A 25,007-nucleotide genomic window follows, 5' to 3' on the forward strand; every position below is an offset into this window, starting at 1 on the left:
TTAACGCAAACCTTTGATTTTGCTTGGGGTCTGTCGCATTGTGCGCTCCGCTTCACGGGTATAAACTTCGCACACTTTACACAGAGGCCACTAACGGTTCCTTGGGAACTGTTCAGTCAGCATGAAACCGATTCAGCTGCCCCTAGGTGTGCGTCTGCGTGACGACGCTACCTTCATCAACTACTACCCAGGCGCCAATGCCGCTGCACTCGGCTATGTCGAGCGTCTATGCGAAGCCGACGCCGGCTGGACCGAAAGTCTGATCTATCTGTGGGGCAAGCACGGGGTAGGGCGTACGCATCTGTTGCAGGCCGCGTGCCTGCGTTTCGAACAGATGGGCGAACCGGCGGTGTACCTGCCGCTGGCCGAGTTGATGGATCGCGGCATCGAAATCCTCGACAACCTCGAACAGTACGAACTGGTCTGCCTGGATGACTTGCAGGTGATTGCCGGCAAGCCCGACTGGGAAGAGGCGATGTTTCACCTGTTCAACCGTCTGCGCGACAGTGGTCGTCGATTGCTGATCGCCGCCTCCACCTCGCCGCGTGAGTTGCCGGTAAAACTGGCTGACTTGAAATCGCGCCTGACCCTGGCGCTGATTTTCCAGATGCGTCCTCTCTCCGATGAAGACAAATTGCGTGCCCTGCAATTGCGCGCATCCCGTCGTGGTCTGCATCTGACCGACGAAGTCGGGCATTTTATTTTGACTCGCGGTACTCGCAGCATGAGCGCGCTTTTTGACCTGCTCGAGCAGCTCGATCAGGCCTCTTTGCAGGCTCAACGCAAGCTGACCATTCCCTTCCTGAAAGAAACCCTGGGCTGGTAAAACCGGGGCTTTCAGCGGGTTTCGGCATATTTCAGGCGCCAGAAAATCCGCTTTCCTGCGCACTGCGCAGGCCGCGTCTCGATTCAAATAGGCTTAAGCGCTTAGATGTAAACGAGAAACCGGGAAGTCACAAAAAGATCGATTGAATTTGCAAATGAGGCTGATAGCGGGCATAGTCTCGGCTTCTTTACAACTATCAGCCACGGTCGTGCCCATGCTAAAGCGCTTCGCACCCCTCGTGCCTCTCGCACTCGTCACCCTGTTGTTCGGTTGCGCTGCTCATTCACCTGTTCAAGAGCAGCAACAACAGGCTAAAAATTCTGCCACCGCCCAGTCTTCCGTTATTTACCAGGAAGAGCTGGACACCGAAAAGGAACTGGCCGCTTTCAACGGCAAGAAGCCTTACCAGCTTCCGGTTCTGGCCGACAGCATTCTTGAACGCGGCATGTCCCTGATCGGTACCCGTTACCGTTTCGGCGGTACCTCTGAAGCCGGGTTCGATTGCAGCGGTTTCATCGGCTACCTGTTCCGCGAAGAAGCCGGCATGAACCTGCCGCGCTCCACTCGCGAAATGATCAACGTGGATGCTCCGCTGGTATCGCGCGGCAACCTCGAGCCGGGCGATCTGCTGTTCTTCGCCACCAATGGTCGTCGCGGTCGTGTCAGTCACGCCGGGATCTACCTGGGCGACAACCAGTTTATTCACTCCAGCAGTCGTCGCAGCGGCGGTGTCCGTATCGACAGCCTGGGTGACAGCTACTGGAGCAAGACCTTCATCGAAGCCAAACGCGCTTTGGCGAACGCTCCAACCGTGGTTACCGCTCGCAAGTAATCACGCTTTTGTCGCCACGCTCGTGGCGACAGGCGGTCCTTCAGAGGCAATAGACTTAAACTTTACAAGGTGAAGTTAAAGTCTTACTTGAAGTTTGCCGCGTAGCCGCTAGAATCCTGATCTATATTGATGGCAAACCGCCTGCGTCCCAACGCAGGCGGTTTTGTTTTCTGTCGAATCGGCAGTAAAAGCCGCAGCCAGATCAGGATGTTCTGCTTATGACGATGACGGCCCGCCTTGCCCTGATGTTCTTCGCAGCGCTGCTCAGCGCTTGCGCCAGCCGCACTCCGCCGCCAGCTCCCGTGGTTCGCGCGCCGATTGTGTTCGGATCCTCCCAGGCGTTCTCTCCCGCTGCCGAAGACGTGCTGTTCCGCGCGCTCGGGCTCGTAGGTACGCCTTATCGCTGGGGCGGCAACACGCCGGACTCGGGCTTCGATTGCAGCGGCCTGATCGGTTTCGTCTACCGTGATGCGGCCGGCATCAGCCTGCCGCGCTCGACCCGCGAGATGATCGTCATGCAGGCGCCGAATGTCGGCAAGGAAGGGCTGCAGACCGGCGACCTGATCTTCTTCGCCACCAATGGCGGCTCTCAGGTCAGTCATGCGGGAATTTATGTCGGGGAAGGGCGTTTCGTTCACGCTCCGGCCACTGGCGGTACGGTGAAGCTGGACAGCCTTTCGAAAGCGTATTGGCAGAAAGCCTATCTGAGTGCCAAGCGCGTTCTGCAGCCGGAGCATCTGGCGCACAACCCGTAAAGCTGCGTATCAATAAAAAAACCGTGGGAGCACATTGGCTCCCACGGTTTTTTTGTTTCAGGGCGTGGGCTATTTGGCCGCCGACACCCGCCACACCTTGTTCCCCACATCGTCCGCTACCAGCAATCCACCTTGCTGGTCGATTACCACGCCAACCGGGCGACCCAAAGCGTTTCCGTCTTTGTCGAGGAATCCTGTCAGTACGTCTACAGGCGTTCCGCTCGGCTTGCCGGCGCTGAACGGTACGAAGATCACCTTGTAGCCACTGTGTGGCTTACGGTTCCACGAGCCATGCTGGCCGATGAATGCGCCTTCCTTGAATTGCGCCGGCAGTGTATTGCCCTCGGCAAAGGTCAGGCCCAGTGAGGCGGTGTGCGGGCCGACGGCGTAATCCGGAGCGATGGCCTTGGCCACCAAGTCCAGGTTTTGTGGTTCGACGCGGACATCGACGTGCTGGCCGTAATAGCTGAACGGCCAGCCATAGAAACCGCCATCCTTGACCGAGGTGATGTAGTCCGGCACCAGATCGCTGCCGATCTCGTCCCGCTCGTTTACCGCAGTCCAAAGTGCGCCGCTTTTCGGCTCCCAGGCCAGGCCGTTGGGGTTGCGGATGCCCGAGGCGAAGATCCGGTGATTGCCGGTCGCCCGATCGACTTCCCAGATCGCCGCGCGACCTTCTTCCTGATCCAGGCCGTTTTCGCCGACGTTGCTGTTCGAACCGACGGTGACGTACAGCTTGCTGCCGTCCTTGCTGGCGATAACGTTTTTGGTCCAGTGATGGTTGAGCGGGCCACCCGGCAGATCCACGACCTTGATCGGCTGGCTCTTGATTTCCGTTGCGCCGGGTTCGTAGTGAAAGCGCAGCAGGCGGTCGGTGTCGGCGACGTAAAGATCGTTGCCGACCAGGGTCATGCCGAACGGCGAATTCAGGTTCTGTAGAAACACTGTGCGCGTCTCGGCCACGCCATCGTGATCGGCATCACGCAACAGAGTGATGCGGTTCGGGCTTGGTACGCCGGCACCGGCGCGGCCCATGACTTTTTTCATCACCCAGCCGCGTATGCCTTTGCCGTCGTCCGGTTTAGGCGGGGCATTGGTTTCCGCCACCAGCACATCGCCGTTGGGCAGTACGTAGAGCCAGCGCGGGTGATCGAGATTCTCGGCAAACGCCGCCACCAGAGTGCCTGCCGCTGGCGTCGGTTTCGCGCCGGCCGGCCAGCCGATCGCCGGGGCGATGTTCACCGTCGGGATCAGGGTCTTGTCCGGTTCGGGCAGTTTGGGGGACGGGCCGGTGCCGTCCGAGACTTGCAGGCTGGAGGATTCACCACAGGCGGTGAGCCCTCCGGCGAGTGCGATGACGAAAACGAGGTGGGGCTTGCGCATTACTGATCTTCCCTATGAATGCATTCCTAATCATAGAGAAGCACACGAGCCCGATGGTTCAACCCCTCAGCCGCGTGCCTCCTTGAACAGCACGGCAATACCGGGGTGATAGTTGCCGGCCTCGCTGCGCAATTTGCGGTAGGCGTACGGGAAGTACCAGGCGACGGCGCAGGTGTGTTCCTTTTGCAGGTCGTCGACCATGTCCTGCAGTTCTTCCGGGCTGGCGCTGTGCTGGGCTTTCTGTGGGGCGACGAACAGGCAGCCGAGTTTGAGATCGCTGGCGTAGCTGATGCGCTTGGCGTCGCTGGTGATATCGGCCAGGGCCTGAGTCAGGTTCAGGCTGTTGACGCGCGGCCAGCGCTGGGTCGCCTGGATGTAGGCGCGATCTTCGGCGCCGGCCAGGAACAGGTCGGCGCGGGCATTACGCTCGCCTTCCTCGTTCTGTTTGCGGGTGGCGGTGTCGCGCAGGGTGACCAGTTCGGCCATCCATGCGGCGGCGGACAACAGGCCGAGGTTGGCTTTTTCGTCGTGCCAGTAGGGTGTGTCGTTGTCGCCGCGCACGGCGTTGTAGCGGTCGATACAGTCAAACCATCGCTCCAGCACCGGGCGCAGGAATTCCAGCCGCGGATTGCTGATGATCATGCCTTGCATGGTGCTCTCCCTTGTTATTGTGATGTGCTCTCTGCAGTCAAAAAGCATGGCTCTTTGATATCACTGCTGACAGTGTGGCACAAGATTGGCGTCAGATAATTGATCGACGGCAGTTATTTGCCGCACGACCCCCTCTTCATTTGACGCTCCACCCCCAACCCTCTAACCTTCGCGGCTTGTTTCAGGTGCTCTGTGACCGCTGTCGACAGAGTGAAACAGGGAAGCCGGTGAGGATTGTCTTCAAGCGAAGAGCCATCACGATCCCGGCGCTGCCCCCGCAACGGTAAATGAGTGAAAGCTGCGTCGGATGCCACTGCTGCAAAGCGGGAAGGCGCGCAGCCAGGCGAACGCCGCTCATGAGCCCGGAGACCGGCCTGATCCATCCAGCGGCATCACGGTGGGCGATGCCAGGCTTGTTGCCGTCTATTCTTGTGCCTGCCCGCCGTTATTCAGCCTCAACGGAGAGCTCCCCCATGACTGATTCCCCCGAACGCGACGAGCGCCACCTGGCGCGCATGCAGCGCAAAAAAGCCGTGATCGACGAGCGCATCGCCAATTCGCCAGACGAATGCGGCCTGGTGCTGGTGCTGACCGGCAATGGCAAAGGCAAAAGCAGCTCGGCATTCGGCATGCTCGCCCGCGCCATGGGCCACGGCATGCAGTGTGGCGTGGTGCAGTTCATCAAGGGCCGCAACAGCACCGGGGAGGAGCTGTTCTTCCGCCGCTTCCCGGAGCAGGTACGCTTTCATGTGATGGGCGAGGGCTTCACTTGGGAAACCCAGGATCGCCAGCGCGACATCGCCGCTGCCGAAGCTGCATGGGAAGTGTCCCGCGAACTGCTGCGTGATCCGTCGATCGGTCTGGTGGTGCTCGATGAACTGAACATCGCCCTCAAGCACGGTTACCTCGATCTGGATCAGGTGCTCAGCGATCTGCAGGCCCGTCCGCCGATGCAGCACGTGATCGTCACCGGTCGCGCCGCCAAGCCGGAAATGATCGAGATGGGCGACACCGTCACCGAAATGGGCATGATCAAGCACGCCTTCCAGGCCGGCATCAAAGCGCAGAAAGGCGTCGAACTTTGAATCAACCACGTCACTGCCCGGCGGTACTGATCGCCGCGCCGGCTTCCGGTCAGGGCAAGACCACCGTTACTGCTGCACTGGCCCGCTTGCATCGCAATCAGGGCCGCAAGGTCCGCGTATTCAAGTGCGGCCCGGACTTTCTCGACCCGATGATCCTCGAGCGCGCCAGCGGTGCGCCGGTCTATCAACTGGACATGTGGATGGTCGGCGAGCAGGAAAGTCGTCGTCTGCTGTGGGAAGCCGCTGCCGAAGCGGATCTCATCCTGATCGAAGGCGTGATGGGCTTGTTCGATGGCACGCCATCGAGCGCCGATCTGGCGCGGCATTTCGGCGTGCCGGTACTCGGCGTGATCGACGGCACGGCCATGGCTCAGACCTTTGGCGCCTTGGCGCTGGGCCTGGCGCGCTATCAGTCTGATCTGCCGTTCGCCGGGGTGCTGGCCAATCGTGTCGGCACGGTGCGTCATGCGCAATTGCTCGAAGGCAGTCTCACCGAAGGTCTGCGCTGGTATGGCGCGTTGTCCAGGGAAACCGGGATCGAACTGCCAAGTCGCCATCTCGGCTTGGTGCAGGCCAGCGAACTCAATGACCTCGATGTACGTCTCGACGCCGCCGCCGAAGCGCTGGCCGGCACTTGCGAGGTAGCGCTGCCACCGGCCGTGGAGTTCGCCGCACCGGAAAGCGTGAAGACCGAAAGGCTGCTCGAAGGCGTGCGGATTGCCGTCGCCCGTGACGAAGCTTTCGCCTTCACCTATGGCGCCAGTCTCGATCTGTTGCGGGCGATGGGTGCGGAGCTGAGTTTCTTCTCGCCGATTCGCGACACTGAATTGCCTGAGGCTGACAGTCTGTATCTGCCCGGCGGTTATCCGGAATTGCACCACGTTGCCTTGTCGCAGAACGCCGGCATGCTCAAAGCGATCCGCGCGCATCACGCCGCCGGTAAACCGCTGCTCGCCGAATGTGGTGGCATGCTCTATCTGCTGGATTCGCTGACCGATGTCGAAGGCACCCGCGCCGAACTGGTCGGTTTGCTCAAGGGGGATGCGGTGATGCAGAAGCGTCTGGCAGCCTTGGCACTGCAATCCGTCGAACTGCCGGAAGGCTTGTTGCGTGGCCACACCTATCACCATTCCCTGACCACCACCGAACTGACGCCGATTGCCCGTGGCCACAGCCCCAATGGCGGGCGCGGCGCCGAAGCGGTGTATCGGGAAGGGCGGATGACTGCCTCGTACGTGCACTTTTACTTTCCGTCCAATCCGTCGGCGATTGCCGCACTGTTGGTGCCATGACCGACAACGCCTTCACTGAAACCGAGCGCGCAGCGGTCTACCGCGCCATCGCCGAACGCCGCGACATGCGCCACTTCAGCGGCGGCACGGTCGAGCCGGAACTGCTGCGCCGTTTGCTGGAAGCCGCGCATCAGGCGCCGAGCGTCGGCCTGATGCAGCCGTGGCGCTTCATCCGCATCAGCGACCGCGCCTTGCGCGGACAGATCCAGAATCTTGTGGAAGAAGAACGGGTACGCACCGCCGAAGCCCTCGGCGAGCGCAGCGACGAGTTCATGAAGCTCAAGGTCGAAGGCATCAACGATTGTGCGGAAGTGTTGGTCGCAGCCTTGATGGACGATCGCGAGCGGCACATTTTCGGCCGCCGCACGCTGCCGGAAATGGACATGGCCTCATTGTCCTGCGCGATCCAGAACCTGTGGCTGGCGGCGCGCGCCGAAGGCTTGGGCATGGGCTGGGTGTCGCTGTTCGAACCGCAGGCGCTGGCGGATCTGCTGCAACTGCCGGCCGGGGCCAAGCCGCTGGCGGTTCTTTGTCTGGGGCCGGTCAAGGAATTCTATCCGGCGCCGATGCTGGTACTCGAAGGGTGGGCGCAGGCGCGTCCGCTCAATGAGCTGCTGTATGAAAATTTCTGGGGAGTGAGTCAATGAGTGTGGCGTTGCTGAGTGTCGCCGCGGTTGCGCTGGACGCGCTGCTGGGTGAACCGAAACGCTGGCATCCGCTGGTGGCGTTCGGCAATTTTGCCGGACGCATCGAGCAACGATTCAACACCGGCGGGCGCGGCTGGCGCAGCCATGGTGTCACCGCGTGGGTGATCGCGGTGCTGCCGCTGACGTTACTTGCCACGGCATTGTCCTGGGCGCCGTATGTGGGCTGGATCGTCGAGATCGTCGCGCTGTATTGCGCGCTCGGCATGCGCAGTCTCGGCGAGCACGTCGAGCCGGTGGCCAAGGCCCTGCGCAGCGATGATCTGGAGGAGGCGCGCAAACGCGTGGGGTATCTGGTCAGCCGCCAGACCAGTGAACTGGACAACACCGCCGTCGCTCGCGCCGCCACCGAATCGGTGCTGGAGAACGGCAGCGATGCAGTGTTCGCCGCGATCTTCTGGTTTGTCGTGGCCGGTGCGCCGGGCGTGGTGCTCTATCGCCTGAGCAATACGCTCGACGCGATGTGGGGTTATCGCAACGAACGCTTCGAGCGTTTCGGTTGGGCCGCGGCAAAAATCGACGACGTCCTCAACTACATTCCTGCACGTCTGGTGGTGTTGACCTACGCGCTGCTGGGCAAGACTCGACTCGCGCTGAAATGCTGGCGCACCCAGGCGCCGAAATGGGACAGCCCGAACGCAGGCCCGGTGATGGCTGCCGGCGCAGGTGCCTTGGGCGTCGAGCTGGGCGGGCCGGCGATCTATCACGGTGAGCTGCACGAGCGTCCGCAACTGGGCGAAGGTGCGCCGGCGGATGCCGATTCCATCGATCGCGGCTGGCAATTGGTCCAGCGCGGGGTATGGTTATGGCTGCTGATTCTCTGCGTGGGGGCTGAATTCTATGCTTGAGCACGGTGGCCGGCTGCGCAGGGCGGCGCTGGAATACGGCATCGCCGAAGAAGACTGGCTCGACCTGTCCACCGGGCTGGCGCCGTGGCCGTTTCCGGTCCCGGAGATCCCGCTGCGGGCCTGGGCGCGCTTGCCGGAAATCGATGACGGTCTGGAGCAGGCGGCGTGCGACTACTACGGTGCCGCGCAGGTGCTGCCGGTGGCCGGTTCGCAGATGGCCATTCAGTTGCTGCCGCGCCTGCGCCGGGCCGGCAAGGTCGGTGTGCTGTCGCCGTGTTATGCCGAGCATGCCGAGGCTTGGCGGCGCAGCGGTTACATCGTGCGCGAGGTGCTGGAGCAGGAAGTCGATTTCTTCCTCGACAGCCTCGACGTGCTGGTGGTGGTCAACCCGAACAATCCCACTGGCCTGAGCCTGACGCCGGCGAAGTTGCTCGACTGGCACGCGCGACTGGCCCAGCGCGGCGGCTGGCTGGTGGTCGATGAAGCGTTCATGGACAACACCCCGCAATTAAGCCTGGCGCCGCATACCCATCAGGTCGGACTGATCGTGTTGCGTTCGTTCGGCAAGTTTTTCGGCTTGGCCGGTGTTCGACTCGGGTTCGTGCTGGCCGAGCGCAAGTTGCTCCGTTTACTGGCCGAGCAGGTGGGGCCCTGGGCTGTCAGCGGGCCGACCCGGGTGCTGGGGCAGGCCTGCCTGCAAGACACTGAAGGCCACACTCGTCAGCGAATTCGCAGCGATGAAGCCAGCGAACGACTGGCCGCGCTGCTCGAACGCTACGGCTTCAAGCCTCAGGGTGGCTGCGCGCTGTTTCAGTGGCTGATCACCGAGCATGCTCACGCACTTCACGAATTCATGGCCCGTCGCGGCATCCTCCTGCGTCTCTTTACGCACAACAGCAGCCTGCGTTTCGGTCTGCCGGCCAATGCCGCCGATGAGGCGCGTCTTGAGCAGGCCCTGCAAGCGTTCGCCGTGGACCGCTCTATGGACAAGAAACCCGCATGACTACGTTAATGGTGCAAGGCACCACCTCCGATGCCGGCAAAAGTACGCTGGTGACGGCGCTGTGCCGCTGGGCGACCCGCCAGGGTGTTGCCGTGGTGCCATTCAAACCGCAGAACATGGCGCTCAACAGCGCGGTGACTGCTGACGGCGGTGAAATCGGCCGGGCACAAGCAGTGCAGGCGCAGGCCTCGCATCTTGAACCGCATACCGACATGAACCCGGTGCTGCTCAAGCCCAACAGCGACACCGGCGCCCAGGTCATCATCCACGGGCGTGCGGTCACCAGCATGAACGCCGTTGCCTATCACGACTACAAAGCCATCGCCATGCAGGCTGTACTCGCCTCTCACAAGCGCTTGAGCGCCGCGTATCCGCTGGTGATGGTCGAGGGCGCGGGCTCGCCGGCTGAGATCAATCTGCGCGCCGGTGACATCGCCAACATGGGTTTCGCCGAAGCGGTGGATTGCCCGGTGCTGCTGATCGCCGACATCAATCGTGGCGGCGTGTTTGCCCATCTGGTGGGCACGCTGGAACTGCTGTCATCGAGCGAGCAGGCCCGGGTGAAGGGCTTCATCATCAACCGTTTTCGCGGCGATATCGCCTTGCTGCAGCCCGGCCTCGACTGGCTGGAACAGCGCACCGGCAAACCGGTGGTGGGCGTGTTGCCGTACGTGATGGATCTGCACCTGGAGGCCGAGGACGGCATCGATCAGCGCCAGACTGACAAGGCCGAGCAAGTTTTGAAGGTGGTGGTGCCGGTGCTGCCGCGCATCAGCAATCACACCGATTTCGATCCCCTGCGACTGCATCCGCAGGTTGACCTGCAATTCATCGGCCCGGGGCAAGCGATCCCGCCGGCTGACCTGATCATCCTGCCGGGCTCGAAAAGCGTCCGTAGCGATCTGGCTTATCTGCGCGCCAATGGCTGGGAAACCGCCATCAATCGTCACCTGCGTTACGGCGGCAAGCTGCTGGGAATCTGCGGCGGTCTGCAAATGCTCGGCGAGCAGGTGCACGATCCGCTCGGCCTGGAAGGCGCGCCGGGCTCCAGCGCCGGTCTGGGGCTGCTGGCATTCGAAACGCAGCTCGAAGCCGAGAAGCAGCTGCGCAATGTGCGCGGGCGTCTGGCGCTGGAAGATGCCGAGGTCAGCGGTTATGAAATTCATGCGGGTGTGACGACCGGATCTGCGCTGGAAAACGCCGCTGTCCATCTGGACGATGGCCGTTGCGACGGCGCCCAAAGCTCTGACGGCCAGATTTTCGGCACCTACCTGCACGGCCTGTTCGAATCGCCGGCGGCCAGTGCGGCGCTGTTGCGCTGGGCCGGTTTGAACGATGTGCAGGAGGTGGATTACCACGGCCTGCGCGAACGCGATATCGAGCGGCTGGCGGATCTGGTCGAGAAGCACCTGGATACCGGGCTGTTACGTGAACTCTGTGGAATCTTCCCATGCTCCAGTTGATCCTAGGCGGCGCCCGCTCCGGCAAAAGTCGCCTGGCCGAAAAACTCGCCACTGACAGCGCGCTGGCCGTGACGTACATCGCCACCAGCCAGCCGCTGGATGGCGAGATGAATGAACGCGTCGCCCATCACCGGGCGCGACGTCCTGCCGAATGGGCATTGATCGAAGAGCCGCTGGAACTGGCCCGTGTGCTGCGCGAAACCGCCAGCGCCGAGCGTTGCCTGCTGGTGGACTGCCTGACGCTGTGGCTGACCAATCTGCTGATGCTCGAAGACGCCGAGCGTCTCGCCGCCGAACGCGAAGCCCTGCTCGAATGCCTGGCGTCGCTGCCGGGTGAAATCATTTTTGTCAGCAACGAGACCGGAATGGGTGTCGTGCCGCTGGGCGAATTGACTCGCCGCTATGTCGATGAAGCCGGTTGGCTGCATCAAGCTCTGGCCGAGCGTTGTCAGCGAGTCGTCCTGACCGTCGCCGGCCTGCCCCTGACTCTGAAAGGACCTGCGTTATGACCCAAGCCTGGTGGCTGAACCCGTGCAAACCGGTGGATACGCACGCCGTTGAAAACGCGGCGGCGCGTCAGCAGCAATTGACCAAACCTGCCGGCTCCCTCGGGCAGCTGGAATCGGTGGCGGTGCAACTGGCCGGATTGCAGGGCCGGATCAAGCCGACACTCGATCAGGTCTGGATCGCGATTTTTGCCGGCGACCACGGTGTTGTCGCAGAAGGCGTTTCGGCGTTCCCACAGGAAGTCACTGGCCAGATGTTGCTGAATTTCGTCAGTGGCGGCGCGGCGATCAGCGTGCTGGCGCGACAACTCGGCGCGCAGTTGGAAGTGGTGGATCTGGGCACCGTGACCCCGTCGCTGAACCTGCCGGGTGTGCGTCATCTGAGCATCGGCCCGGGCACGGCGAATTTCGCCAAGGGTGCGGCGATGACTCAGGCTCAGGGCGAGCTGGCCTTGCAGGGCGGGCGCGACAGCGTGCTGCGCGCGAAGGCGGCGGGTGCGCAATTGTTCATCGGCGGCGAAATGGGCATCGGCAACACCACGGCTGCCAGTGCGCTGGCCTGTGCGCTGCTCGATTGCCCGGTAGCCCACCTGACCGGCCCCGGCACCGGGTTGAATGCCGAAGGCGTCAGCCACAAGGCGCAGGTGATCGAGCGGGCGCTGGCACTGCACGCGGCGCAACGTGGGGATGCGTTGCAGACTCTGTTCAATCTCGGCGGCTTCGAGATTGCGGCTTTGGTCGGCGCGTATCTGGCGTGTGCTCAGGAAGGTGTGGCGGTGCTGGTGGACGGTTTTATCTGCACCGTTGCGGCGCTGGTGGCGGTGCGGCTGAATCCTGCCTGCCGTGAATGGCTGCTGTTCGGCCATCGCGGCGCCGAGCCGGGCCATCGTCATGTGCTGGAAACCCTTGGCGCCGAACCGCTGCTGGAACTGGGCCTGCGTCTGGGCGAGGGCAGCGGTGCGGCGCTGGCGGTGCCGTTGCTGCGCCTGGCCTGCGACCTGCACGGGCAGATGGCGACCTTCGCCGAAGCGGCGGTGGCGGACCGCCCGGCATGACCTTGCGTCTGGACCTGCTGCGACACGGTGAAACCGAACTCGGCGGTGGCCTGCGCGGCAGTCTTGACGATGCGCTGACCGAAAAAGGCTGGGCGCAGATGCGCGAAGCGGTGATCGGGCAGGGGCCGTGGGATCGGCTGGTCAGTTCGCCGTTGCAGCGTTGCGCGCGATTCGTTGATGAGTTGGGCGCGCGACTGGATCTGTCGGTGTCTCTGGACAAGGATTTCCAAGAGCTGCATTTCGGTGCCTGGGAAGGGCAGAGCGCGGCGGCGTTGATGGAGACCGATGCCGAAGCGCTTGGACTGTTCTGGGCAAATCCTTATGGGTTCACGCCGCCGCAAGGTGAGCCGGTGACCGAGTTTTCAGCGCGGGTGCTGGCGGCGGTCATGCGTTTGCACGCGGCACATGCGGGGGAGCGGGTGTTGCTGGTCAGTCATGGTGGCGTCATGCGTCTGTTGCTGGCCCGTGCCCGTGGTTTGCCCCGTGAACAACTGCTCAATGTCGAAGTCGCTCACGGCGCGCTGTTTTCGCTGATCGTCGAGGCCGATGGTTCGCTCAAGGAAGTTTGCTGACATGCTGCCCCTGTGGATCGCCCTGCAATTTCTCAGCAGCCTGCCGATTCGTCTGCCGGGCATGCCGGCGCCTGAACAGCTCGGGCGCTCGCTGCTGTTTTATCCGCTGGTGGGGTTGCTGTTCGGCGTGATTCTCTGGGCGCTCAACATCGCTCTGGCCGGCGCACCCTTGCTGTTGCATGCCGCGTTGTTGCTGACGGTGTGGGTGCTGCTCAGCGGCGCGCTACACCTCGATGGGCTGGCGGACAGCGCCGATGCGTGGCTTGGCGGCTTCGGTGATCGCGAGCGCACGCTGACGATCATGAAGGATCCGCGCAGTGGGCCGATCGCAGTGGTGACACTGGTGCTGGTGTTGTTGCTCAAATACGCCGCGTTGCTGGCTTTGATCGAAAAACACCAAGGAATGGCGTTGATCATCGTGCCGCTGATTGGCCGGGCAGCGCTGCTCGGGCTGTTTCTCACCACGACCTATGTGCGGGCCGGCGGATTGGGGCAAGCGCTGGCCGATCATCTGCCACGCAAGACGGGTTGGCAGGTGCTGGTGGTGAGTGCGGCGGTATGCGCGCTGATCGCCGGGTTCAACGCTGTCGTGGCGCTGCTGCTGGCGGTCGTGGTGTTCATCTGGCTGCGGCATCTGATGGTGCGGCGACTCGGCGGGACCACGGGCGATACGGCGGGTGCGTTGCTGGAATTATTGGAGATGTCAGTGCTGGTCGGGCTGGCCTTGTTTTGATAAGTAACTTTGATCTGTAACTTGATTTAATACAGTCGCGGGTATATACACGCATCATGCTTCCTTCTCAGTGTTTGTGCACCAACCTGCGTCGCGCCGCCCGTGGCGTCAGCAGGCATTACGACGGCGCTCTCGACGGCTTCGGGATCAACGTTGCCCAGTATTCTCTGCTGTGCAACCTGCAGCGTCTGGATCAACCGAGCATTTCCGAACTGGCCGAAGCGATGGGCCTGGATCGCAGCACCCTCGGGCGCAATCTGCGGGTGCTGGAAGGCGAAGGGCTGGTGGCGCTGGCCGAGGGCGAAGACATGCGCAATCGCATCGTCCGGCTGACTGAAACCGGCGCACAGCGTCTGGCAGCGGCTTTACCGGCCTGGGAAGCGGCGCAACAGCGGTTGATCGACCGGCTGGGTGCCGAGAAGCGTGAAACCTTGCTGCGGCTGTTGGATGAACTGGCCTGAGGGCCGGTTTTTCCGAGTTTAAGCGGGTATATACCCGCGACTGGAGAATAACAATGAGTTCGATGTGGCGTACGTGCGGTTGGGTGTTGCTGGGGAGTGCGCTGATTCTGGCGTTGTCATTGGGCGTGCGGCACGGCTTCGGGCTGTTTCTGTCGCCAATGAGCGCCCAGTTTGGTTGGGGGCGTGAGGTGTTCGCCTTCGCCATCGCATTGCAGAACCTGATCTGGGGCCTGGCGCAACCCTTCACTGGCGCGCTGGCTGACCGCTTCGGCGCGGCAAAAGTGGTGCTGATCGGTGGCGTGCTCTACGCCTTGGGCCTGGTGTTCATGGGGCTGTCGGAGACCGCTTTGGGTCTGTCCCTGAGTGCCGGCTTGCTGATCGGTATCGGGCTCTCAGGAACTTCTTTCTCGGTGATTCTCGGGGTGGTCGGTCGTGCGGTTCCGCCGGAAAAACGCAGCATGGGCATGGGTATCGCCAGCGCCGCCGGGTCCTTTGGCCAGTTCGCGATGCTGCCGGGCACCCTCGGCCTGATTGGCTGGCTGGGCTGGTCGGCCGCGTTGCTGGTGCTGGGTTTGCTGGTGGCGCTGATCGTGCCGCTGGTGAGCATGCTCAAGGACAAGCCACTGCCAGTGCTTGGGCATGAGCAGACCCTGTCCGAAGCGTTGCGTGAAGCCTGCTCGCACTCCGGGTTCTGGCTGCTGGCTTTCGGCTTCTTCGTCTGCGGTTTCCAGGTGGTGTTCATCGGTGTGCACCTGCCGGCCTATCTGGTCGATCAGCATTTGCCGGCCACCGTCGGCACCACGGTGCTGGCGTTGATCGGGCTGTTCAACATCTTCGGCACCTACACCGCCGGCTGGCTCGGCGGGCGCATGTCCAAGCCGCGTTTGCTGACCGGGCTGTACCTGCTGCGGGCGGTGGTGATCGTGCTGTTCCTCTGGCTGCCGGTGACGACGACTACGGCGTATCTGTTCGGTATGGCGATGGGGTTCCTGTGGCTGTCGACCGTGCCGTTGACCAACGGTACGGTGGCGACCTTGTTTGGCGTACGAAACCTGTCCATGCTCGGCGGGATCGTGTTCCTGTTCCATCAGCTCGGCTCGTTCCTCGGCGGCTGGCTGGGCGGGGTGGTGTATGACCGGACCGGGAGTTACGACTTGATCTGGCAAGTGGCGATTCTCTTGAGCCTGTTGGCGGCCGCGCTGAACTGGCCGGTGCGCGAGCGTCCGGTCGAGCGTCTGCAGGCCCGTACGAGCGCGGCATGAAGCGAATCTGGCCACGAATCGCTATCACCGCACTCGGCGCTGTCTTGCTGGCGCTGGTGTGGTGGGGCTGGCATCAGGGCGGCCTGGCGCTGATGCAGTTGGGCATGGGCGCTTGCCTGTAGGCTCTGAGGGCGAGTAACGTCGGGTTCTGACGACTGCTCAAGGATGCCCGACATGCTCAAGCGCTGGTGTGCTGTTCCCGCGTTGCTGATGGCGTTGACCGGACTGGCCCAGGCCGCGGACTGTCCGGAATTGCTGCAAGGTTCGCTGCCCAAATTGCGGGCCAAGGAATCCATCGACCTGTGCCAGCGCTACGCCGACAAGCCGCTGGTGGTGATCAACACCGCCAGCTTCTGTGGTTTCGCCCCGCAGTTCGAAGGCCTCGAAGCGCTCAACCAGCGCTACAAGGCGCAAGGGCTGGAAATGCTCGGCGTACCCTCCAATGACTTCAAGCAAGAGTCCAAGGACAGCGCCGAGACCGCCAAGGTCTGCTACGCCAACTACGGCGTGACCTTCACCATGACCGAGCCGCAGAAAGTCCGTGGTGACGGTGCCACCCACCTGTTCCAGGTACTTGCCGCGCAAAGCAGCGCGCCGAAGTGGAATTTCTATAAATACGTGGTCGATCGACAGGGCAAGGTGATCGCCAATTTTTCCAGCCTGACCAAGCCGGATGATCCGGAATTTCTCGCGGCCATCGAGAAAGCCATTGCGTCGAAACCGCTGAAACCCTGATCGACGCCCACTAAAAAGCCCCGCCTCTGCAAAGAGAGCGGGGCTTTTTTGTGAGCGAGGCCTCAAATGATGAAGAGCTCAGCCTCGCCGTGCAGCATCAGAAGCGGTAGGTCGCACCGACACCGAAACCGTTTGCCGAGTTTTCATACTTGGCATCGTAGGTCTGGCCACGATCGTTTTCGTTGCGGATCTTGACGGCTTCTTCCTTCAGGTAGGAGTAGGCCACGTCGATGGTCAGGTCATCGGTCGGGCTCCAGCCGGCACCGATGCTGAAGATGGTCCGGTCACCGGTCGGGATGCGCGGCGAACGATCGACGTTGTTGGTCGGCGACTGGTCGAAGGTCAGACCGGTACGCAGTACCCATTCCTTGTTCAGCTGATAGGAAGTACCGACGGCGTAAGCCCAGCTGTCATGCCAGTTCTGCTCTTCGGTGATCTCGCCGAACTGACCGGCCAGCAGAGGCTGTACACCGGAGTTCTTGACGGTGATCTTTTCCAGCTGGCTCCAGCGGGTCCAGGTGGTACCGGCGTAGACGTTCCAGCGGTCGTTGATTGCCTGGGTTACCGAGAAGTCCACGGATTCAGGCGTCGTGATCTTCAGCGAAGCGTCGTACTTCTGGCTGGCGCCCAGACCGACTGCGGCCAGTGCGCCGTAGTTGACCTTGGTGTTGCCTTCGAGCTTGTAGTCGACTTTCGAGTGGTAAGTCAGGCCCAGGCGAGTAGTGTCGGTCGCTTGTACCAGAACACCGATGTTGTAGCCCAGCGCGGTGTCGTCACCCTTGATCTTGACCTTGCCATCCGGCGCGGCCTGAGTGACCGACAGGTTGGATTCCAGGGTGCCGTCGATACGGTTGATGGTCGGACCGAAACCGATCGACACCACGTCGTTGAACTTGTAGCTGACAGTCGGCTGGAAGGTGATGACCTGTACTTCGGACTTGCTGCCGAAGTAGCGGCCGGCAAAGCCTTTTTCATAGTCGGTAATCAGGCCGAAGGGTACGTACACACCCAGGCCGAATGCCCAATGCTCATCGATCGGCTTGACGTAGAAACCCATAGGAACTGAGGTGAAGGGCACCATGTCGCCTTTGTTGCTGCCGCCGTTGGGGCTGGAGCTGGCGTCGCTGATATCGGTCTTGGCATCGAGGAATGCAACGCCACCGGTGACTTGTTCGCGAGTGAGGCGCGACATGCCGGCAGGGTTGCCGTAAACAGTGCTTGCGTCGTCGGCAGAAGAAGATCGCCCGGCGTACCCGGTCCCCATCCCGCTGATGCTGTGTTCGTTGATGGCAAAGCCAGCGGCGAAAATCTGCGTGGATGCCAGGGAAACGGCGAGGCTGATGGTGGTTTTGAGCATTACTTTTTTCATTATTAGAACTCCTGGTGATCACCGGGGCGAAAATTACCAACATTTTCGTCCCAGCGCTATAGTCCGTATGGCTTGAGTTAGAGCGGTTTTGTAGGACAATCCGACCAGATTCGCGACCCGTTGGCCGATCTTGCGAAACCGGTGAGTCAGCACGCGACCTGATTCAGCGGTGAAACACAGGTCTGCCATGCACAGGTGAAGTCGCGCAGGCGACCCTGGGGTTGAAAGGTCTGACGCCAGATGCGGGCCATTGCGAGCAGGTCGTCCGGGTCGGGGAGGGTGGGGGTCTGTTCTTCCACCAGCAGCCAGGCAATGGCAGTGGCGTAACGCAGGTTGACGGTCAGTTCGAGGTGCGGACTGCTGAGAAAGGCATGCTGGCTGGCGAGGCCGCGAACCAGGCTGGCGCGCTCCGGATCGAGCGCCAGGTAATGGTCCCACAGCGCCTGGTGGCGATGCTCGGCAATCCGGTACAGGCCATGGCCACGGCGGTCATGCAGGGCTGAACCCAGGGCGGACTGGCTGGCGGCGATGCCCAGCAGCAGGGATTCGGCGGTGGCGCAGTGACGTCCCAGATAAATCAGCGTGGGACGGATCACATAGCGGCACAGTTCGCTGGCAGCGATACCCATAAAACCCTCGGATCTTGTTATTGGGCGGCGAGACCTGAAGGGGAGCTTGGCAGCTGTGGATCGAATCAGGCCCGCCGGAAGCGGATCACGCCGCTTGAGTTGAAGTGTAGTGTCATCTTCGCGACGTAAAGGCCTGTTTTTAAAATATTTCCGGCGGGCAGTTATAACCGTTATATCGGTTGGTGCTTAACCGGGAAGGGTAAAAAGAGAAACATCGGGCAATAAAAAGCCCCGCTTTTCAGGCGGGGCTTTTGCTTTTGCAGCCATTTCAGCCTCTCAGGCGATCAATGCCTGGCGGGTGCGATCAATCACGGCCTGCAGCGGTTCGGCGCTGGAGTATTGATCAGGGTACAGACGCTCGCTGTGGCGGGCGATCCCGTGTTCATTGACCACGGTGAAGCTGAAGCAGCCTTTGCGAGCGGCCATGATCAGGCAGTTCATTGGAGCAAAAGCGTTGGTTAGGGTGCGAATGGCATCCTGAGTCTGGATTTGAGTAGACATAGTTATTAGGTGTTCCTACAAATGACACGGATAAGAACCGTGCAACGTTAAAACGTTCCAGTAACGCAGACCACCATTGGTCGAACGAAGAACCCGACTGGAACAAAGCAGCCAGTTTGAAGCGCTGACAAGTTGGCGCGCTTGGGCTGGCAGGTAGGTACTTAGGAGGACAGGCAACACATCGAGGGCAGAGGTTCTGGGCCCGGGGTGAAGATCCTGATCAATTTGCAGGTTGGTTCGGTCAGAGTAAGAGGTCTTTGCAACATCCTTTGATTCGATTCAAAGGCTGTGTCGTCGCAAGATTTACCTGGAAACCATCGAGGGGTCGGGCCCGCTTTGTCGGTGGAGGCTTCTCTGAGAGAAGGCTGACCGTGGGGGTTGTTCGACCGGAATTGACTTTCAGCTTGGTACTAACGCCGCGGATACTAACGGAACACGTCGAGGAAGGCAAACCTGATTTTTAAAAAGCAGCGGGCGGACTGTTCCTTGAGTGTAGGCCCCGCCCTGATTTGGCTCACATTCCGACCGTCGGTCGTCACGGTAGGTGAGCCGAATCAGCACAGCGCAAGGGCTTATCCCCAGTCCGACTGGCAAAACGACCCGAAAAAGCGCACCGATATAACCGCGTAACAGGTACTTGTGCACATTAGTTGCGCGGACGGTAACGACGCTGTCACATCGAACCTGACCCCGGTGGCTGCCTGTAACGAAAGTTTAAGTCAATGAAAAACATCGCTTTTTTTTACTGGTGAAAAAATCGTCAGTTTGACTGCGGGCCCCATTCCACAAGGCTTTGCGGCGAGTCGGGGGCGGTTGTCCACTGAGTTATCCACAGCTTCTGTGGATTGTCCCGAGCGCTTGCTCTAGCACGGGCGTGCCGGGTTTTTTTCGACTTTACCTGTGCGAAAAAAAGAGTAGAGTGGCGCGCCCTCCGATCTGTCCCACAGTGCTTTATGAAGTTTCGTTCATCTCCAGATTCTGTTACTTCCCAACCCCCTCGTGTTACCGCTCCCAAGCGATTTTCCGTGCGCGTGGCCGAATGGCTGCTCGACAGCCCGCGCCTGGGCGACAGCCAGAACGCCAAACACCTCGCCGGCCGCCTGCTCAAACAACCGGCCCGGGAAGGCGTGGTCGCGGCGCAAAGCCGCCTTGGCCAGTTGATGTGCCGTGAGTGTGGCAACGCGCGGGATCGTCGTATCGGCCAGGATCTGCTGCGTCAGGCCGCCCGTGCGGGTGATCGGCGTGCGCAACAGGAACTCGGCCTGATCGAAGACTGAGCTGTCCAAGACCTGACGCCTTGGTTAACCTTCAGGTTTTATAGGATCGGCGGGAATCACTATGGCGATGGACTTGACCAGCATCTTGCTCGGCTTGGCAGGCGCGGCGTTACCGCTGCTGGCGCTGGCCTGGCAACTGCAGCGCCGGGCCAGTCATGGCGAGTCTGAAGTTGCATTGCTCGAAGAACGACTGGCCACGGCGCAAATGGCCCAGGACGGCCTCAACGCCCAGCTCGAAGCCTGTCGCGACGAAATCGCCGACCTCGGCCAGGCCAATGCCGCCAAGCAAGCCGATCTTGCGGCCGTGCGCCGGGAAGTCGAACTGTTGCAGATCGAGCGCGACGATGCCCGTGACGCTGCCCATGCCTGGAGCCTCGAACGTGCCAGCAAGGAAGCCGAACTGCGGCGCCTGGATGCTCAGGCCGCTTCCCTGAATGCCGAATTGCGCGAACAGCAGGAAAGCCATCAACAACGTCTCGATGACCTGCAAGGCTCCCGCGACGAGTTGCGCGCCCAGTTTGCCGAGCTGGCGGGCAAGATCTTCGACGAGCGTGAACAGCGTTTCGCCGAAACCAGCCAGCAGCGCCTCGGCCAATTGCTTGATCCCCTGAAAGAACGCATACAGTCCTTCGAAAAACGGGTCGAAGAAAGCTATCAGGCCGAAGCCCGCGAGCGCTTCTCCCTGGCCAAGGAACTGGAGCGTCTTCAGCAACTGAACCTGCGCCTGAGCGATGAAGCCACCAACCTGACCCGCGCCCTGAAAGGCCAGAAAACCCAGGGCAACTGGGGCGAACTGATCCTCGAGCGAGTCCTCGAGCATGCCGGGCTGGAGAAGGGTCGCGAGTACCAGACCCAGGTCAACCTCAAGGGGCCGGACGGCGAGCGCTTCCAGCCGGACGTGATCATTTACCTGCCGGGCGACAAGCAGGTGGTGGTCGACTCCAAGGTCAGCCTCACGGCGTACCAGCAATATGTGGCGGCCGACGACGATGCGATTGGCCAGATCGCCATGAAGCAGCATGTGCTGTCGCTGCGCAGCCACGTCAAAGGCCTGGCCGGCAAGGACTACAAACGTCTGGAAGGCCTGCACAGCCTTGATTTCGTCTTGCTGTTCGTGCCCATCGAAGCGGCGTTTTCCGCGGCGCTGCAAGCCGAGCCGACGCTGTTCCAGGAAGCCTTCGACCGTAATATCGTGATCGTCAGCCCGACCACGCTGCTCGCCACCCTGCGGGTCATCGACAGTCTGTGGAAACAGGAACGCCAGAGCCAGAACGCCCGGGAAATCGCCGAACGTGCCGGATGGCTGTACGACAAGTTCGTGCTGTTTATTCAGGATCTGGACGAAGTCGGCAATCGCCTGCAGCAACTGGACAAAGCCTACAGCGCAGCGCGAAACAAACTGACAGAAGGGCGCGGCAACCTGGTCAGCCGCAGCGAGCAGCTCAAACTGCTCGGCGCACGAGCGAGCAAGAGCCTGCCGGCGGATCTGCTGGAGCGTGCAATGACCGATGCCGACGGCCTGGTCGAACTGCCTGAATAAGCCGCTCTTCTAGAGCGGCAAATAGCGACTCAACAACGCCCGCAACGCCGCCGGTTTCACCGGTTTGGCCAGGTAATCCAGCCCCGCTGCATGCACCTGCGCCACGGTCTCCGGATGCCCGTCGGCGCTGATCACCACGCCGGGCACCGGTTCGCCCAGGCTTGTACGCAACCAGGCCATCAGATCGGTGCCGGTCTCGCCGTGATCGAGGTGGAAGTCCACCAGCGCCAGTTGTGGCCGCACGCCATCGTTGAGCAGCGCCGCGCATTCCTCGCGGTTGCGCGCCGTCCACACCTGACAACCCCAACGCGTGAGCAGGCTGTTCATGCCGATCAGAATGCTGTCTTCATTGTCGATGCACAGCACCTGCGCGCCGCTGTGCAGCTTGCCGTTGAGTTCGACCGCAGCGCTCGGCTGTGCAGTCTGCGTCCGCGCCAGCGGCACCCGCACACTGAACACGCTGCCGCGCCCCGGCCATGAACGTACGCGCAAGGTGTGCCCGAGCACCCGGCACAAGCCGTCGGCAATCGCCAGCCCCAGGCCCAGGCCTTTCTCGGCGCGGGTCTGATGGCTGTCGAGGCGTTTGAACTCTTCGAAAATCACCTGCTGCTTGTCTTCCGGAATCCCCGGCCCACGATCCCAGACCTCCAGGCAAACCTCACCCCGGCGCCGGCGCACGCCCAGCAACACCGGACCTTTGGCGTAGCGGAAGGCATTGGTCAGGAAGTTCTGCAGAATCCGTCGCAGCAGCTTGATGTCGCTGTCGATGCGCAAGTGACTGCCGCGCACCCGGAAGTTCAAACCCTGCTCCTGCGCCAGAACCTTGAACTCGGCACCAAGGGTGTCGAACAGCTCATTGACCGCGAACGGCTTGCGATCCGGGTTGATTTTGCCGTTTTCCAGGCGGGAAATGTCCAGCAGGTCGCTGATCAGGTCTTCGGCCGAACGCAGCGAGCTGTCCAGATGCTGCACCAGTTTCTGCGCCTCGCCACTCAAGCCATCGTCCTGATGGGAGAGGGCGGCGGAGAACAGCCGCGCCGCGTTCAAGGGTTGCATCAAGTCGTGACTGACCGCTGCAAGGAAGCGGGTTTTCGATTGGTTGGCGGCCTCGGCATTGCCTTTGGCCTCTGTCAACGCGACGTTGAGTTGCGAAAGTTCCTGAGTCCGCTCGCTGACCCGTTGTTCCAGCCCTTCGTTGGCCTCGGTCAGTGCCTGCTCAGCCTCGCGGAACGCGGTGATGTCAGTGAAGCTCATGACGAAACCGCCGCCGGGCATCGGGTTGCCGATCAGCTCGATCACCCGGCCATTGGGGAACAATCGCTCGGAGGTGTGGGCGCGGCCCTGACGCATCCAGTGCAGGCGCCGGGCGACGTGGACTTCCGCTTCGCCGGGGCCGCACAAACCACGCTCGGCGTTGTAGCGAATGATGTCGGCAATCGGCCGACCAACGCTGATCAAGCCGTCCGGGTAGTTGAACAACTCCAGATAGCGCCGGTTCCAGGCCACCAGTTTCAGCGACTGGTCGACCACGCTGATGCCCTGGGTGATGTTCTCGATGGCGCCTTGCAGCAGCGCGCGGTTGAACTGCAACACTTCCGAGGCTTCGTCGGCGATCCGCACGACGTCCTCCAGCTGCATTTCCCGACCTTCGATGGCGGCTTTTACTACAGCTCGCGTCGAAGAAGCGCCGAGGACACCGGCCAGCAATCGCTCGGTGTGGGCGATCCATTCACCGTCGGCGTTCTGGTTCGGGTTGAAGCCTTTGCCTTGGCGATAAGCGAAGCGGATGAAGCTCTGGCGTGCGCGCTCTTCACCGACAAACCGTGCCGCCAATTGCAGCAAGTCGTCGATCTGCACCGCCAGCATCGAGCGTGCGCTCGGCCGGGCGCTGATTTCCTGACCGATGAAGCGCCCGGCCTGCCAGTGCTCCGACACTCGGGTGCGCGACAGTACCGAGACCCAGGCAAACAACGTGAAGTTACCCGCCAGCGACAGCACCACGCCTTGGGTCAGCGGAGTGATCGGCAGGTTCAGCGGATTGCTGTGCAGCCAGGCAAGTCCCGGGAACGTCTCCAGCGGCACGCCGAGGCTGCGAGCTGCAATCGGCAGGATCAAAGTGTAGAACCAGAGGAACGTGCCAGCGGCGAGGCCGGCGAATACACCGCGGCGGTTGGCCTGTTTCCAGTACAGCGCACCGAGCATGGCTGGCGCCAGTTGGGTCACGGCGGCGAAGGCGATCTGGCCGATGGTCGCCAGGCTCGCGGTGGAACCGAGCAGGCGGTAGCTGACGTAAGCCAGCAACAAAATGACCACGATGCTGACCCGACGCACCGAGAGCATCCACTGGCGGAACACTTCGAACGGCCGCTCGGCGTTGTTGCGGCGCAGCAGCCACGGCAACAGCATGTCGTTGGAGACCATGGTCGACAGCGCCACACTCGCGACGATCACCATGCCGGTGGCCGCCGAGGCTCCTCCAATAAACGCCAGCATCGCCAGCGCCGGGTGGGCCTGGGCCAGCGGCAGGCTGATGACGAAAGAATCCGGGAGGACGGAGCTGGGCAGCATCATCTGACCGGCCAGGGCGATCGGGACTACGAACAGCGCGGCCAAGGCCAGATAAGTCGGAAACACCCACTTGGCCAGGCGCAGATCCTGCGGGTCGATGTTTTCCACCACGGTGACGTGGAACTGACGGGGCAGGCAGATGATCGCCATCATTGCCACGCCGGTCTGCACCACCATCGACGGCCAGTTGATGGTTTCTTTCCAGTATTCCTCCAGGCGCGGGGCGAGCATCGCCTGATTGAACAGGTCGTCGAAGCCGTCATACAGGCCATAGGTGACGAAGGCGCCGACGGCGAGGAAGGCGAACAGCTTCACCAGCGACTCGAACGCAATCGCCAGCACCATGCCCCGGTGGTGCTCCGTGGCGTCGAGGTTGCGCGTGCCGAAGACGATGGTGAACAGCGCCAGCACCAGCGACACGATCAGTGCGGTGTCCTGAGCGCGGGTGCCCATGGCGTCGGCGCCGGCGCCGATCAACAGGTTTACGCCGAGGACAATGCCTTTGAGTTGCAAGGCTATATAAGGCAGAACGCCGACCAGACAGATCAGCGCGACCACCACCGCCAGCGATTGGGATTTGCCGTAACGGGCGGCGATGAAGTCGGCAATGGAGGTGATGTTCTCCTGCTTGCTGATCATCACCATTTTTTGCAGGACCCACGGTGCGCCCAGCAACAGCAGGATCGGCCCGAGGTAAATCGGCAGGAATGACCACAATTGTTCGGCGGCCTGACCGACCGCGCCAAAGAACGTCCAGCTGGTGCAGTAGACCGCCAGCGAAAGGCTGTACACCCAGGCGCGCATCCGCGGCGGCAACGGTGCGCTGCGACGGTCGCCGTAGAAGGCGATGGCGAACATGATGGCCATATAGGCCAGGGCGACGGCGGCGATCAGCCCGGTGGACAACGACATGGAGCACTCCCGACAGAATACGACCGGACTCGCGCCCGGCCAGAC

The 25,007-nt window shown here is 61.8% G+C and carries 25 protein-coding genes and 1 riboswitch; of the genes, 19 read left to right on the plus strand and 6 right to left on the minus strand.

What is annotated here, in order from left to right:
• Positions 1 to 121 precede the first annotated feature (121 nt).
• From hda to IF189_RS08510, 3 genes are all read left to right on the plus strand, one after another.
• Positions 122 to 826 carry a DnaA regulatory inactivator Hda gene (hda, locus tag IF189_RS08500; RefSeq protein WP_025111852.1) on the plus strand — a complete coding sequence of 235 codons (705 nt, stop codon included), beginning with the start codon at positions 122 to 124 and terminating at the stop codon, positions 824 to 826.
• Positions 827 to 1,040: 214 nt separating this feature from the next.
• The gene (locus IF189_RS08505; RefSeq protein WP_085710576.1) at positions 1,041 to 1,658 is read left to right on the plus strand and encodes a C40 family peptidase; all 618 of its coding nucleotides are present in this window, start codon (positions 1,041 to 1,043) and stop codon (positions 1,656 to 1,658) included.
• Between the two features lie 218 nt (positions 1,659 to 1,876).
• Entirely contained in the window at positions 1,877 to 2,413 is a 537-nt protein-coding gene (locus IF189_RS08510) for a C40 family peptidase (RefSeq protein WP_085710577.1), read from the plus strand.
• Between the two features lie 69 nt (positions 2,414 to 2,482).
• On the opposite strand, the gene IF189_RS08515 is transcribed toward IF189_RS08510, so the two are convergent.
• Together IF189_RS08515 and IF189_RS08520 are read right to left on the minus strand one after the other, a co-directional pair.
• Complete coding sequence (locus IF189_RS08515; protein WP_192553118.1) at positions 2,483 to 3,796, minus strand: PQQ-dependent sugar dehydrogenase; 1,314 nt, start codon at positions 3,794 to 3,796, stop codon at positions 2,483 to 2,485.
• A gap of 66 nt (positions 3,797 to 3,862) precedes the next feature.
• Positions 3,863 to 4,447: a hypothetical protein gene (locus tag IF189_RS08520; protein ID WP_085710581.1), complete on the minus strand. Its 585-nt coding sequence runs from the start codon at positions 4,445 to 4,447 to the stop codon at positions 3,863 to 3,865.
• 166 nt (positions 4,448 to 4,613) lie between these two features.
• Positions 4,614 to 4,840, plus strand: a riboswitch (cobalamin riboswitch).
• Between the two features lie 80 nt (positions 4,841 to 4,920).
• Between IF189_RS08520 and cobO the strand changes: the two genes are divergently transcribed.
• From cobO to IF189_RS08585, 14 genes are read left to right on the plus strand one after another with little or no spacing between them, the layout of a single operon-like run.
• Entirely contained in the window at positions 4,921 to 5,532 is a 612-nt protein-coding gene (gene cobO, locus IF189_RS08525) for a cob(I)yrinic acid a,c-diamide adenosyltransferase (protein ID WP_007950401.1), read from the plus strand.
• Positions 5,529 to 6,824: a cobyrinate a,c-diamide synthase gene (locus tag IF189_RS08530; RefSeq protein ID WP_134825929.1), complete on the plus strand. Its 1,296-nt coding sequence runs from the start codon at positions 5,529 to 5,531 to the stop codon at positions 6,822 to 6,824. The genes cobO and IF189_RS08530 overlap by 4 nt, the downstream gene beginning before the upstream one ends.
• Positions 6,821 to 7,471, plus strand: coding sequence for a 5,6-dimethylbenzimidazole synthase (gene bluB / locus IF189_RS08535; RefSeq protein ID WP_085710584.1), 651 nt, complete (start codon positions 6,821 to 6,823; stop codon positions 7,469 to 7,471). The genes IF189_RS08530 and bluB overlap by 4 nt, the downstream gene beginning before the upstream one ends.
• Positions 7,468 to 8,376, plus strand: a complete 909-nt coding sequence (gene cbiB / locus IF189_RS08540; RefSeq protein ID WP_134825930.1) for an adenosylcobinamide-phosphate synthase CbiB — start codon at positions 7,468 to 7,470, stop codon at positions 8,374 to 8,376. The genes bluB and cbiB overlap by 4 nt, the downstream gene beginning before the upstream one ends.
• Positions 8,369 to 9,379: a threonine-phosphate decarboxylase CobD gene (cobD, locus tag IF189_RS08545; RefSeq protein ID WP_134825931.1), complete on the plus strand. Its 1,011-nt coding sequence runs from the start codon at positions 8,369 to 8,371 to the stop codon at positions 9,377 to 9,379. Before cbiB ends, cobD begins: the two co-directional genes overlap by 8 nt.
• Positions 9,376 to 10,842, plus strand: coding sequence for a cobyric acid synthase (locus IF189_RS08550; protein ID WP_192553119.1), 1,467 nt, complete (start codon positions 9,376 to 9,378; stop codon positions 10,840 to 10,842). Before cobD ends, IF189_RS08550 begins: the two co-directional genes overlap by 4 nt.
• The gene (gene cobU, locus IF189_RS08555) at positions 10,830 to 11,351 is read left to right on the plus strand and encodes a bifunctional adenosylcobinamide kinase/adenosylcobinamide-phosphate guanylyltransferase (RefSeq protein WP_096822997.1); all 522 of its coding nucleotides are present in this window, start codon (positions 10,830 to 10,832) and stop codon (positions 11,349 to 11,351) included. Before IF189_RS08550 ends, cobU begins: the two co-directional genes overlap by 13 nt.
• Positions 11,348 to 12,403 carry a nicotinate-nucleotide--dimethylbenzimidazole phosphoribosyltransferase gene (gene cobT / locus IF189_RS08560; RefSeq protein ID WP_192553120.1) on the plus strand — a complete coding sequence of 352 codons (1,056 nt, stop codon included), beginning with the start codon at positions 11,348 to 11,350 and terminating at the stop codon, positions 12,401 to 12,403. Before cobU ends, cobT begins: the two co-directional genes overlap by 4 nt.
• Positions 12,400 to 12,975, plus strand: a complete 576-nt coding sequence (cobC, locus tag IF189_RS08565) for an alpha-ribazole phosphatase family protein (RefSeq protein ID WP_192553121.1) — start codon at positions 12,400 to 12,402, stop codon at positions 12,973 to 12,975. The genes cobT and cobC overlap by 4 nt, the downstream gene beginning before the upstream one ends.
• 1 nt (position 12,976) lies before the next feature.
• Positions 12,977 to 13,708, plus strand: a complete 732-nt coding sequence (locus IF189_RS08570; protein WP_192553122.1) for an adenosylcobinamide-GDP ribazoletransferase — start codon at positions 12,977 to 12,979, stop codon at positions 13,706 to 13,708.
• A 56-nt stretch (positions 13,709 to 13,764) separates the two neighbouring features.
• On the plus strand, positions 13,765 to 14,169 hold the full coding sequence (locus IF189_RS08575) for a MarR family winged helix-turn-helix transcriptional regulator (protein WP_007950413.1): 405 nt from the start codon (positions 13,765 to 13,767) through the stop codon (positions 14,167 to 14,169).
• 53 nt (positions 14,170 to 14,222) lie between these two features.
• Positions 14,223 to 15,431, plus strand: coding sequence for an MFS transporter (locus IF189_RS08580; RefSeq protein WP_085710595.1), 1,209 nt, complete (start codon positions 14,223 to 14,225; stop codon positions 15,429 to 15,431).
• Positions 15,428 to 15,553 (plus strand): hypothetical protein, encoded by a 126-nt coding sequence (locus IF189_RS28975; RefSeq protein WP_256576024.1) that lies wholly within the window; start codon positions 15,428 to 15,430, stop codon positions 15,551 to 15,553. The genes IF189_RS08580 and IF189_RS28975 overlap by 4 nt, the downstream gene beginning before the upstream one ends.
• Before the next feature lie 52 nt (positions 15,554 to 15,605).
• Positions 15,606 to 16,166, plus strand: coding sequence for a glutathione peroxidase (locus IF189_RS08585; protein ID WP_085710596.1), 561 nt, complete (start codon positions 15,606 to 15,608; stop codon positions 16,164 to 16,166).
• 97 nt (positions 16,167 to 16,263) lie between these two features.
• Here IF189_RS08585 and IF189_RS08590 read toward each other — a convergent pair whose 3' ends face one another.
• From IF189_RS08590 to IF189_RS08600, 3 genes are all read right to left on the minus strand, one after another.
• Positions 16,264 to 17,535 (minus strand): OmpP1/FadL family transporter, encoded by a 1,272-nt coding sequence (locus IF189_RS08590; protein WP_192553123.1) that lies wholly within the window; start codon positions 17,533 to 17,535, stop codon positions 16,264 to 16,266.
• 146 nt (positions 17,536 to 17,681) lie between these two features.
• Positions 17,682 to 18,164, minus strand: a complete 483-nt coding sequence (locus IF189_RS08595) for a hypothetical protein (protein ID WP_085710598.1) — start codon at positions 18,162 to 18,164, stop codon at positions 17,682 to 17,684.
• Between the two features lie 276 nt (positions 18,165 to 18,440).
• A complete protein-coding gene (locus tag IF189_RS08600; protein ID WP_007950419.1) occupies positions 18,441 to 18,665 on the minus strand; it encodes a hypothetical protein in 225 nt (74 codons plus the stop codon).
• A 953-nt stretch (positions 18,666 to 19,618) separates the two neighbouring features.
• On the opposite strand from IF189_RS08600, the gene IF189_RS08605 reads away from it, so the two are divergent.
• Both IF189_RS08605 and rmuC read left to right on the plus strand, forming a co-directional pair.
• On the plus strand, positions 19,619 to 19,942 hold the full coding sequence (locus IF189_RS08605; protein WP_085710599.1) for a hypothetical protein: 324 nt from the start codon (positions 19,619 to 19,621) through the stop codon (positions 19,940 to 19,942).
• A 175-nt stretch (positions 19,943 to 20,117) separates the two neighbouring features.
• Entirely contained in the window at positions 20,118 to 21,482 is a 1,365-nt protein-coding gene (rmuC, locus tag IF189_RS08610; RefSeq protein WP_167748735.1) for a DNA recombination protein RmuC, read from the plus strand.
• Between the two features lie 9 nt (positions 21,483 to 21,491).
• Here the strand turns inward: rmuC and IF189_RS08615 are convergent, their stop codons facing one another.
• On the minus strand, positions 21,492 to 24,962 hold the full coding sequence (locus IF189_RS08615) for a hybrid sensor histidine kinase/response regulator (RefSeq protein ID WP_134825942.1): 3,471 nt from the start codon (positions 24,960 to 24,962) through the stop codon (positions 21,492 to 21,494).
• Positions 24,963 to 25,007 lie beyond the last annotated feature (45 nt).

Source organism: Pseudomonas sp. IzPS59 (assembly GCF_014863505.1).
GTDB lineage: Bacteria > Pseudomonadota > Gammaproteobacteria > Pseudomonadales > Pseudomonadaceae > Aquipseudomonas > Aquipseudomonas kribbensis.

What these genes read in the sequence shown, in the direction of transcription:
- hda (WP_025111852.1), top strand. Translation starts at nt 122, where the DNA reads ATGAAACCGATTCAGCTGCCCCTAGGTGTGCGTCTGCGTGACGACGCT.
- IF189_RS08505 (WP_085710576.1), top strand. Translation starts at nt 1,041, where the DNA reads ATGCTAAAGCGCTTCGCACCCCTCGTGCCTCTCGCACTCGTCACCCTG.
- IF189_RS08510 (WP_085710577.1), top strand. Translation starts at nt 1,877, where the DNA reads ATGACGATGACGGCCCGCCTTGCCCTGATGTTCTTCGCAGCGCTGCTC.
- IF189_RS08515 (WP_192553118.1), bottom strand. Translation starts at nt 3,796, where the DNA reads ATGCGCAAGCCCCACCTCGTTTTCGTCATCGCACTCGCCGGAGGGCTC.
- IF189_RS08520 (WP_085710581.1), bottom strand. Translation starts at nt 4,447, where the DNA reads ATGCAAGGCATGATCATCAGCAATCCGCGGCTGGAATTCCTGCGCCCG.
- cobO (WP_007950401.1), top strand. Translation starts at nt 4,921, where the DNA reads ATGACTGATTCCCCCGAACGCGACGAGCGCCACCTGGCGCGCATGCAG.
- bluB (WP_085710584.1), top strand. Translation starts at nt 6,821, where the DNA reads ATGACCGACAACGCCTTCACTGAAACCGAGCGCGCAGCGGTCTACCGC.
- cbiB (WP_134825930.1), top strand. Translation starts at nt 7,468, where the DNA reads ATGAGTGTGGCGTTGCTGAGTGTCGCCGCGGTTGCGCTGGACGCGCTG.
- cobD (WP_134825931.1), top strand. Translation starts at nt 8,369, where the DNA reads ATGCTTGAGCACGGTGGCCGGCTGCGCAGGGCGGCGCTGGAATACGGC.
- IF189_RS08550 (WP_192553119.1), top strand. Translation starts at nt 9,376, where the DNA reads ATGACTACGTTAATGGTGCAAGGCACCACCTCCGATGCCGGCAAAAGT.
- cobU (WP_096822997.1), top strand. Translation starts at nt 10,830, where the DNA reads ATGCTCCAGTTGATCCTAGGCGGCGCCCGCTCCGGCAAAAGTCGCCTG.
- cobT (WP_192553120.1), top strand. Translation starts at nt 11,348, where the DNA reads ATGACCCAAGCCTGGTGGCTGAACCCGTGCAAACCGGTGGATACGCAC.
- cobC (WP_192553121.1), top strand. Translation starts at nt 12,400, where the DNA reads ATGACCTTGCGTCTGGACCTGCTGCGACACGGTGAAACCGAACTCGGC.
- IF189_RS08570 (WP_192553122.1), top strand. Translation starts at nt 12,977, where the DNA reads ATGCTGCCCCTGTGGATCGCCCTGCAATTTCTCAGCAGCCTGCCGATT.
- IF189_RS08575 (WP_007950413.1), top strand. Translation starts at nt 13,765, where the DNA reads ATGCTTCCTTCTCAGTGTTTGTGCACCAACCTGCGTCGCGCCGCCCGT.
- IF189_RS08580 (WP_085710595.1), top strand. Translation starts at nt 14,223, where the DNA reads ATGAGTTCGATGTGGCGTACGTGCGGTTGGGTGTTGCTGGGGAGTGCG.
- IF189_RS28975 (WP_256576024.1), top strand. Translation starts at nt 15,428, where the DNA reads ATGAAGCGAATCTGGCCACGAATCGCTATCACCGCACTCGGCGCTGTC.
- IF189_RS08585 (WP_085710596.1), top strand. Translation starts at nt 15,606, where the DNA reads ATGCTCAAGCGCTGGTGTGCTGTTCCCGCGTTGCTGATGGCGTTGACC.
- IF189_RS08590 (WP_192553123.1), bottom strand. Translation starts at nt 17,535, where the DNA reads ATGAAAAAAGTAATGCTCAAAACCACCATCAGCCTCGCCGTTTCCCTG.
- IF189_RS08595 (WP_085710598.1), bottom strand. Translation starts at nt 18,164, where the DNA reads ATGGGTATCGCTGCCAGCGAACTGTGCCGCTATGTGATCCGTCCCACG.
- IF189_RS08600 (WP_007950419.1), bottom strand. Translation starts at nt 18,665, where the DNA reads ATGTCTACTCAAATCCAGACTCAGGATGCCATTCGCACCCTAACCAAC.
- IF189_RS08605 (WP_085710599.1), top strand. Translation starts at nt 19,619, where the DNA reads ATGAAGTTTCGTTCATCTCCAGATTCTGTTACTTCCCAACCCCCTCGT.
- IF189_RS08615 (WP_134825942.1), bottom strand. Translation starts at nt 24,962, where the DNA reads ATGTCGTTGTCCACCGGGCTGATCGCCGCCGTCGCCCTGGCCTATATG.